The 8,336-nt window shown below is 39.4% G+C and carries 8 protein-coding genes and 1 pseudogene; 2 read left to right on the forward strand and 7 right to left on the reverse strand.

From position 1 onward, the window contains the following. The 4 genes from LC574_RS15095 to LC574_RS15110 all read right to left on the reverse strand — a co-directional run. Positions 1–513, reverse strand: a 513-nt coding sequence (locus LC574_RS15095) for a GNAT family N-acetyltransferase (RefSeq protein WP_229454277.1), incomplete at its 3' end; no start/stop codon positions are given. 6 nt (positions 514–519) lie between these two features. After that, entirely contained in the window at positions 520–1,722 is a 1,203-nt protein-coding gene (locus LC574_RS15100; protein WP_229454278.1) for a hypothetical protein, read from the reverse strand. Further along, positions 1,682–2,080, reverse strand: coding sequence for a hypothetical protein (locus tag LC574_RS15105; protein ID WP_229454279.1), 399 nt, complete (start codon positions 2,078–2,080; stop codon positions 1,682–1,684). The genes LC574_RS15100 and LC574_RS15105 overlap by 41 nt, the downstream gene beginning before the upstream one ends. Before the next feature lie 251 nt (positions 2,081–2,331). Continuing rightward, positions 2,332–2,484, reverse strand: coding sequence for a hypothetical protein (locus LC574_RS15110; protein ID WP_229454280.1), 153 nt, complete (start codon positions 2,482–2,484; stop codon positions 2,332–2,334). Positions 2,485–2,716: 232 nt separating this feature from the next. Here LC574_RS15110 and LC574_RS15115 point away from each other — a divergent pair, with 232 nt between their 5' ends. Then, positions 2,717–3,148 (forward strand): hypothetical protein, encoded by a 432-nt coding sequence (locus tag LC574_RS15115; RefSeq protein ID WP_306422121.1) that lies wholly within the window; start codon positions 2,717–2,719, stop codon positions 3,146–3,148. A gap of 60 nt (positions 3,149–3,208) precedes the next feature. Beyond that, the gene (locus tag LC574_RS15120; protein ID WP_229454281.1) at positions 3,209–4,045 is read left to right on the forward strand and encodes a carbohydrate ABC transporter permease; all 837 of its coding nucleotides are present in this window, start codon (positions 3,209–3,211) and stop codon (positions 4,043–4,045) included. Positions 4,046–4,160: 115 nt separating this feature from the next. On the opposite strand, the gene LC574_RS15125 is transcribed toward LC574_RS15120, so the two are convergent. The 3 genes and pseudogenes from LC574_RS15125 to LC574_RS15135 form a co-directional block, all read right to left on the reverse strand. Next, entirely contained in the window at positions 4,161–4,814 is a 654-nt protein-coding gene (locus tag LC574_RS15125) for a sugar transferase (protein WP_229454282.1), read from the reverse strand. A gap of 515 nt (positions 4,815–5,329) precedes the next feature. Then, positions 5,330–7,918: pseudogene (locus LC574_RS15130) on the reverse strand (hypothetical protein); the annotation flags it as partial. Positions 7,919–8,086: 168 nt separating this feature from the next. Next, positions 8,087–8,336, reverse strand: a 250-nt coding sequence (locus LC574_RS15135) for a hypothetical protein (RefSeq protein WP_229454283.1), incomplete at its 5' end; no start/stop codon positions are given.

Raw genomic sequence — 8,336 nt, forward strand, 5'->3', positions numbered from 1 at the left:
ACATAAAAAAGGTTCTTGAGAGTTGTATACGATTTTTTTTCTTATAATTTCCTTAGTTCTGTACAAATTTAGTAGCCAACTAATACTATGCAAATAAAAAACTAATTGCTCATTTTGATATTTTTCCGGAAATTTAAATAAGCTTTCAAATGTCACAAACCCTAATTCCTTCATCATCTTAATGATAATTGGATTTGAACTGATTGTGTATACATTCTTGTTTCTCTCTATTGCATCTTTAACTGATTCATAGAACAAATATCTTCCAATACCTTGCCCTCTAAACTCCTCCAGCACAAATAGTGCTGCTATTTTATTCCAGTCTTGGGAAAAATCGTAATTCAGACAAGCTCCCATAAGGCTACAATTTTCGTTTTCAGCAACTATAATATGTTCAGCTTCAACCCATTCCTTCAAACAGTAACCCATTATATAAGGTGTCATCTTTATTTGTTTAATTAACACCTCTGCTTCAGGAATTGTGACTTTTCTCTTCAAAACTTTAAACATCATTATTTACTAATTAGGTTTAGTTAAAGAATTGCCCGAAGAAATAAACAACATATGGATAATAGTCGCGGTTAACATGATCAAACCTATACAAAGAAATAAGTAACGACGAAGAATTCTCTCCAATAATTTAATTATATTAAATTTATTCTCAAAATCTTCGCGATTAGAACACCTAATATTGTCTAATATCTGATAAGATTCACTAAAGGCACTCTCATAGAAAAAAAAGCCGACGCATATGAGTGCGAATATACTGAAGAGTAAAAAATAGCCAAAGGCAGTCCACGTCCGTGCTGCATCTGACAAAGTATACTGACCAAACCAGTATTCAAATGCGGTAGTAAATCCTGAACCTAAAACAAGGGATGTATAACGTCCTATTTTATCAATAAAGTGTACGGCAAAAGAGTTAAACTGATTCTCTATTTCCTGACAAGTTTTTTCATTATTAATGTATAATTCTTTACTTTTTTCCAAGGATATGAGGGTTTTACTGAAATTTTTACGATATATTCTTAATGTAATTAAATCTTTAATTGCCGCATATATACCTATTGTAAATACGGGGAGACCTGTGAGAAGTAAGGTACTTATAGAATAGGGAAGATAGCATAAATAAGGAATTAGAAATTCGCGTTTAGGGTCAAGTTTAATACTAAAGTTGCTCAAATTATTTTTTAGGTGATTTGGCCCAGTATAAAAGTGGTGTCTGGTTACAATTACACAAACCGTCACAAATGAGAAAATTAGAGTAAATCTCACCAAAAAAACCAGTGTTTTGTTCACTCCTGATGTTCTAATCCAACCTAAAACTTCACAAGCTTCTTTTGAAAATGATACACCAATTAAAGCTGCTGTACCTGTTAACAAAAATAGGCTGCGAGCTAGTTCGATAATCCATCCTTGCTCTCCATATTCTCTTTTCCAAGCATTGCTTGAAAATAAGTAATAGGAACTTATGAGTGAGCCAATACTAATTACTAGTAAAATGAATAAATATATTATCAATATGTAAAGAAAATTATTTGGCAGTGGTTCACCATAATCTTCAGGTAACGTCTTAAGTATGTCATCCCGTCCAACAACTTTTGTAGTCTCGTTAAGATGGGGGATGTTTTGTGGGGGATTTGACTTTACCCGGTTCGGACCGTGGTAGTAAATGTCAATATTATTGATGAAAGATATTACCACTAATAGTAGTAGTGCCACCTTTTATATTTATTCCCTTCCAATTCTCAATGACTGTGTTCAATTGGGGTTGCGACTTCGCTGCCTCTCCCAATGCTTCAACAGCTGCCCGAATTTCTGGATTTGCCACTGCTTGTTCTTTTATCCTTTCCACTAAAACTGCTTCGCCATAATCTTCTGGCTGTTGTTCGGCTAATTGAGGATTATTTTGAACTATTTCTATCACGCTTGCTGTTTCTGGAGACTTTTCCTTGAGTAGCTTTACTACTTTGCCACCTTGGTCAAATACCTTAGCAACAATGATTTCACCTGTTTTTTCAAACGTTTTATTTAACAATAGAGTTACAAGCGCGATCGCACCAGCAGTAAGTGGTTCCATGTACTACCTCATTTAGCAGCATCTTATTCACTTGATACTACATGGTTTCTTTGTTGGATTCTGTTAATTTAGATACGGAAAACGAGTATAAAAGATATTCAGTGGAATCACTAATCTCTTTCAGGATCGTTCCCACTTGATGAAACAAGTCGTTAATTAACATTGAGACACTGTGTAATCTCCGGTTAAATCGTGACTTTTCTAACATATTCGATATCAAGTTATGGTCTTTCATATAGCTACAAGCCTTATTATGTATGATTCCCATTAAAGAACATTGCCGCGCAGATAGCCGTTGTAATAATTTCTGCGTCGTTCATGGCTCGACGACAATCTTCTTTGTGCCCAATCGCCTTCAACAGGTCGTCCGTGATAGCATATATGGCAATTATTTCGTTTAGCATATAGCCCTCCTAATTTTCTTCTTGGAGGGCATTTTATTGCTTAATGGGAGCAATGCGATCGCCCATAAGAGTAACTAGCAACTTGGGTTAGATACGATTTTTTGCGTTGCTGATTTGATGTATGAAAGTTATTAGTTGTACAACAAAAACCTTTACAGAATTAGGTAAATTGCTTTCACCAGATATTTAATCATCGGTTACGATCAAATTAATCAAATTCTCAAGTAAAGCCATGTCTGACTCAGTTCAGTATGTCACTAACGCACAGGGAGAAAAAGTTGGAGTACTGTTAGATTTAGAAACTTACCAACAGCTAACCAACTTGTCTGTAGATTCTGAACTATTGATTGCTTTAAGCCTAGATGAGTTGCAAGCTTTAGCAGAAAGTTTTTTATCTCCCAAAGCTCAGATACAATTACAGGAGTTATTAATTAAAAATTCTGACCATCATTTGTCAAATGAAGAAACTGAAACTCTAGACAGATTGTTGGCACAAGTAGACCAATTAAATATTCTTAAAACTAGAGCTAGATATACATTAAATATTTTAAGAATTGAAGAAGAATACAGAATTCAGAATTCAGAATCAATCAATGGGGGATTCAGACCCGCCACTGATAGCGTAGCGTTAGCGAGTCGGACTCCAATTCATTTTGAATTCTGACTCCTGACTCCTGAATTCTGTTCGATAAATATTTATAAAAGTCTGAGAGTTATTAATCAAATGCTGAACTGGAAAAAATCACGATCGCAAATTCTGCTAATGTATGCTCTGTTGGGAGCGATCGCACTGGTGATGCTCTTTCCCTTACTGTGGCTAGTTAGTACAGCCTTAAAATCGCCTACAGAAAATATTTTGCAGTCACCGCCACAATTATTGCCTGCCTCACCTACACTAGATAACTTCTTTAGTGTGTGGAACTCTTTACCTTTTGGACAATACCTGTATAATAGTACTTTGGTGTCAGTGCTGACTGTGGGCTTAAATCTGCTGTTTTGCGCTTTAGCTGCCTATCCGTTGGCAAGATTATCATTTGTCGGGCGAGACTGGATTTTTGTGGCGATCGTCTCTACGATTATGATTCCCTTCCAAATCGTGATGATTCCCCTTTATATTTTGACAGTCCAGTTGGGTTTGAGAAATAGTTATTTAGGGATGATTTTTCCAAGTTTAGCTTCTGCCTTTGGCATTTTTCTGTTGCGCCAAGCTTTCATGAGTGTTCCCAAAGAGATAGAAGAAGCCGCCCGGATGGATGGCAGTTCGGAGTTAGGTTTGTGGTGGCATGTGATGTTACCAGCCGTTCGCCCAGCATTGGTAACTTTAGCTATTTTTGTATTTATTGGTGCTTGGAGTGACTTTTTGTGGCCTTTAATTGTTATCCAAGACGAAAATTTATACACTCTTCCCTTGGGAGTCGCAAAGCTAGCAGGTACATTTTCCCTTGACTGGCGGTTAGTAGCTGCTGGTTCAATAATTGCGATCGCCCCAGTATTATTACTATTTTTATTTTTACAACGTTACATTGTACCCACTGAAACTGGTAGCGGCGTCAAGGGTTGAAGAAGAATTCTCCAAGTCAGAAGTTAGAAGTCAGAACAAGAAAGTGGTAGATGAGGGAGATGAGGGAGAAATAATTAATGCCCCATGCCCAATGCCCAATGCCCAATGCCCCAATTCAATAAGCCCCAGTCTTTTTCAAGACTACCCAGATAGTTTTAATAATCAGACTCAGATCATAAGTTACAGACCACTTACGTTGATAATCTATATCCATCTTGACAATGGTTTCAAAGTCTGTAATGCTAGAACGTCCATTAGCCTGCCATTCTCCAGTAATGCCTGGTTTAACTCGCAATCTATCCCAGTGGTGTGGATCGTAATTGCTGACTTCATCAGGAGTGGGTGGACGAGTACCAACTAAACTCATGTCCCCAACCAGAACATTCCAAAATTGGGGAAATTCGTCTAAACTAGTACGCCGCAAAAATTTACCCACAGGAGTAATGCGAGGATCGTCAACAGATTTAAAGATGTGACCTTTGGCTTGATTTTCAACCAAATGCTTGAATTTATCGGCATCGACGATCATCGAACGGAATTTCCAGATGCGGAAAGTTTTTCCGTTCAAGCCACAGCGAATTTGGGAATAAAATATTGGACTTGGCTCATGAATAAAGGTAACAATTGCTACGGGAATTGCTACCGTAAATGTAATTATCAGTCCCACAACGGCTCCAACAATGTCAATTAATCGTTTTCTCACGCTTAAGGTTGACGGGTGGAAAGGCTGTTGCGAGCAATTAACTGAATAAAGATAAAGATGGTTCACAAGGACTAACTTATCTACAACAGGACTTTTTGAATCAGTAGTGTAGACATGAAGATAATTTTTAAGCAATTTTTATTGATTTTGTCAATACTACTGAGTGCTAAGATACACAAAAAACAAGCAATATAAAAACCGAAAACCTAAAGTTTACAGAATCTTTTAATTAAGATGGAAATTGTAAAATTACAAGAAAGGCAGAAGTTCGAGGGCAGAAGGCAGAAGGTTAGGAGTATCAATTAAAACTTTAGTTCTGGGTCTAAAGCCCAGTTTAAACTTATAATTATACCGAGACTGCTTGCAGCGAGGTATAAAACGTCCTTGTTTCAATCCCACTCTTTTAAGGGTGGGTTGCCTTCTGCCTTCTGCCTCCTGCCTTCTGCCTTCTGAAAGTATTTTGTACCATCAGATAAAAAAGATAGTGTTATTGGTACACATCCAAAATATTACAGTGTTGAGAGTTAAAAGCCCATCAGGATGTGACCGACTCAAAAAGACACATCCGTGACGTACTAATCTCAATGATTAACCTCTAAAGCGAAATTCACTAAGTATGCCTCCTCCAGTGATTGCTGATTACTAGCCTTGATTGCATTTAGATAGCGACGCAAAGACAACAGTTGTTGGGAATTGGGACGATATGTGAGACTCCCTTGTTTTTCAAAAAGTGGTGCTGTAGCGATCGCCTGATAGTCAGGATTTTCTTGCGAACTCTGAGTCAGCCAAGCCGAATCTGTAACTGAAGGTATCAAACCCGAAGGCAGTTCACCTTCCAAAAAAGCCAGCAGGCGTTGCTGACAAGTGCGAGTATTAATCCCACGACCCTCAAATAACTGGATAACTTCACCGAAAGATAAGGATCGGTCTGGTAGCAGCCGCAGCAATTCTGTAAATAGGAAATAATCAGTGTATTGTTGCCTGGGTATATCTAATATCTGGGGATGCAAAGGCAGCATCGCCAAACCATAAGCAACGCGACTGCAATTAGGAGCGCCGTTTTCGCCGAGATATAAATCTTGAATAATCTTAGCGCTGGGGAGTTTTTGCCGTAGCCAACGATTCACCGTCTTGACACAAGCCACCCCACCAGTCAGGATAGCTTGATTAATGGATTCTGTGGGGATACCACGGGCTACTAACAGCTTGTTGAGTTCTCGGTTCAGGCGACGCACAAAAGGGATAAATACTTGGCTTTCTAAATCTCGTCGCTGCAAAATCCACTGCTGATCGGCCAATTCTAAGGTAAAAGAGTCTTGGTGTTGCAAAATCAGCTTTAGAGCTAGTGCAGCATCTAATACCGCCTGTCCCAGCAGGGAACTTTCTAGACGCTGCTGGAGGCGAATTCGAGCGGTGATATCTGGCTCTCCGACTCTGGGTAGTTCTAATTCTTCCAACCCTAAACTCTGCCAACGCATTTGGTCTAAACCGGGAATTGACGGTTGCCATTGCCAAGGATTATTGGTGGTAGTTTTGCGTAGGCGTAGCCCGCCGCAGGCATCGCTTTGTGTTTCTTTTCGTGATTGCCGAGATTTCGGTGGCAATAGCAGCTGGCAGATTATATCTTGTTCAATTCCTTTGCCAGCATAAGCAAAACTGTGGAGCATGAAATCATTGTATGTCAATTGCTGCAATGTTTCTGGGACATTGACTAGCAACATTTCTGTGGCAGTTGCTCCAATATTAATCACAAGGGTATTGCCAACAATGGGATGTTCGCTGGTTTTTGCCGGATGGGAACCCTGATGTTTGCTTAATTTTACTTGCTCACCGTTAGCAGCATCAAGTTCTGGGAGTAAACTAGCGATCGCTTCTTCTACAAAAAAGACTTGCTGCGGATGTTGGATGAGTTTACTGGTAAGTAAAGCTGACCGCACGTTAAAGCGGTATTGTTCCGACCAACTAGATGGACAGGTGCAAATTACACCAGCAATATTATTGATAATTTTGGGAAAATCTTGTTCGCTGATCCCCATAGCAGCAGCCATTAAACTAGGGGTGGTACAAGTTTTTTCGGATTTGAGGGTTAATAGTAGCTTAGAGAGCGATCGCACAACCCAAATCAAAGGCCCTGCGGAAAATTCATTTAATTGCAAAACAGGTTCCCATTTCTGTCGTTCACTCTTGTAGGGAATGGCTACTTGTAAATAAGGCTTCAACTGTGCCGAGTAGAGATTATTTCTCGTCGCATCTGTTGTTGTCCGTGTTGCAGGAGTGTTGGGCGAGCGATCGGGTACTTTATCTTGGGCAACAGCCACAGGTGCAGTCCGCTCATGTACTTCGATACTTTCGTTTTCTCCTTGGGGTACAGAAGCTGTAGGCAGATAGACCTCTGTTGGTAAACGAAATGATTGCTGGAAGGAAGTTCTTCCCGGCGGATTTTCTGCTGACCAGTAGATAGGATGTACAACAAAAGTAGAGCTATTTAATAATGCGGCAGAAATTCCTGTTGTACCTAAATCAATTCCTAAATACCAGACTGATTCTAAAACATTTAGCGATTCTGGATTGTTGATGGAGTTGGAAATTGGAGGTAAAGAACTTTCTTCAACAGGACTAGTGACTTCCTTTTCTTGTTCAGTTTCTATCTGAGGAACTGCCATAGAGAAAGCAGCAGTTGAGGTATTTTCTTCTACTATTTGGAGATTTTCTGTTGGCGGCTCAGGGGAAGTTATGGGAATTATGTGTAGATTTTCATCAAGTAGTTCTGAGAAAATATCCAAGTTGGTAGCTGGCTGCGACTCAGAATTTAGCTGTAGATCAAAATTAGCCAAATCCCGATCTAATTGCTGCAACTGTTCTTCATCTAAAGAAATATCAAGTACGGCTGGAGCCTGGTTTGACTCAACACAAAGCAAGTTTTCTTGTGGCGAAGCAGCAATGTAGTTATCTGAAGACAGTTCTGGCTGATTATCGTTAATTAATACTTCCGGTTTGGCAATCGCAATTTCCGCAATTTCCGCTACTTCGAGAGTAACTGGTGCTGTAGTTGTGCCATTATTCACAGAAAATGACACTTCCAGCAGTTCCCGATCATTACCTGTATCAGGCAATAGCTCAGTTAGAGTATTAATTGTATCAGCGCTAGCTGGCTGATTGTCGATCTCCAAGCGGTCTATTGCGGAAACTGCTTGTGGTATAGAGAAATTAACAAGCTCTAGGTCTGTATCTTCTTCAAAAAATAGTTCTTCCTGTGAATCTGATGAATCTGTAGTTTCTACTGGAGTCTGTTGAGTTGTTTGTGGATGAAGATACAGACCTAGAGCTTGTTAATTTCTCTATACCACAAGTTTTTCGGGATGCTGATAAAGATAATCCTGTGCGAGCACCTGATAAAGTTTCTGAACGCCGTCATTCCAGCCCGGTTTTTCGTTCAGAGCGGCATTGATGGCAAAATACAGCTGAAAATCAACTGTTCCGGGCAGATTGCATTTAAAAGGGACGTTGATGTTGTTCTTTGTAAAATAAGCCTGGTTAGCCACAGAATTCACCCACGACTCTCCGAATATATGAATTTCCTTGATAACC

The sequence above is a fragment of the Nostoc sp. CHAB 5715 genome (assembly GCF_020829685.1).
Classification (GTDB): domain Bacteria; phylum Cyanobacteriota; class Cyanobacteriia; order Cyanobacteriales; family Nostocaceae; genus Nostoc.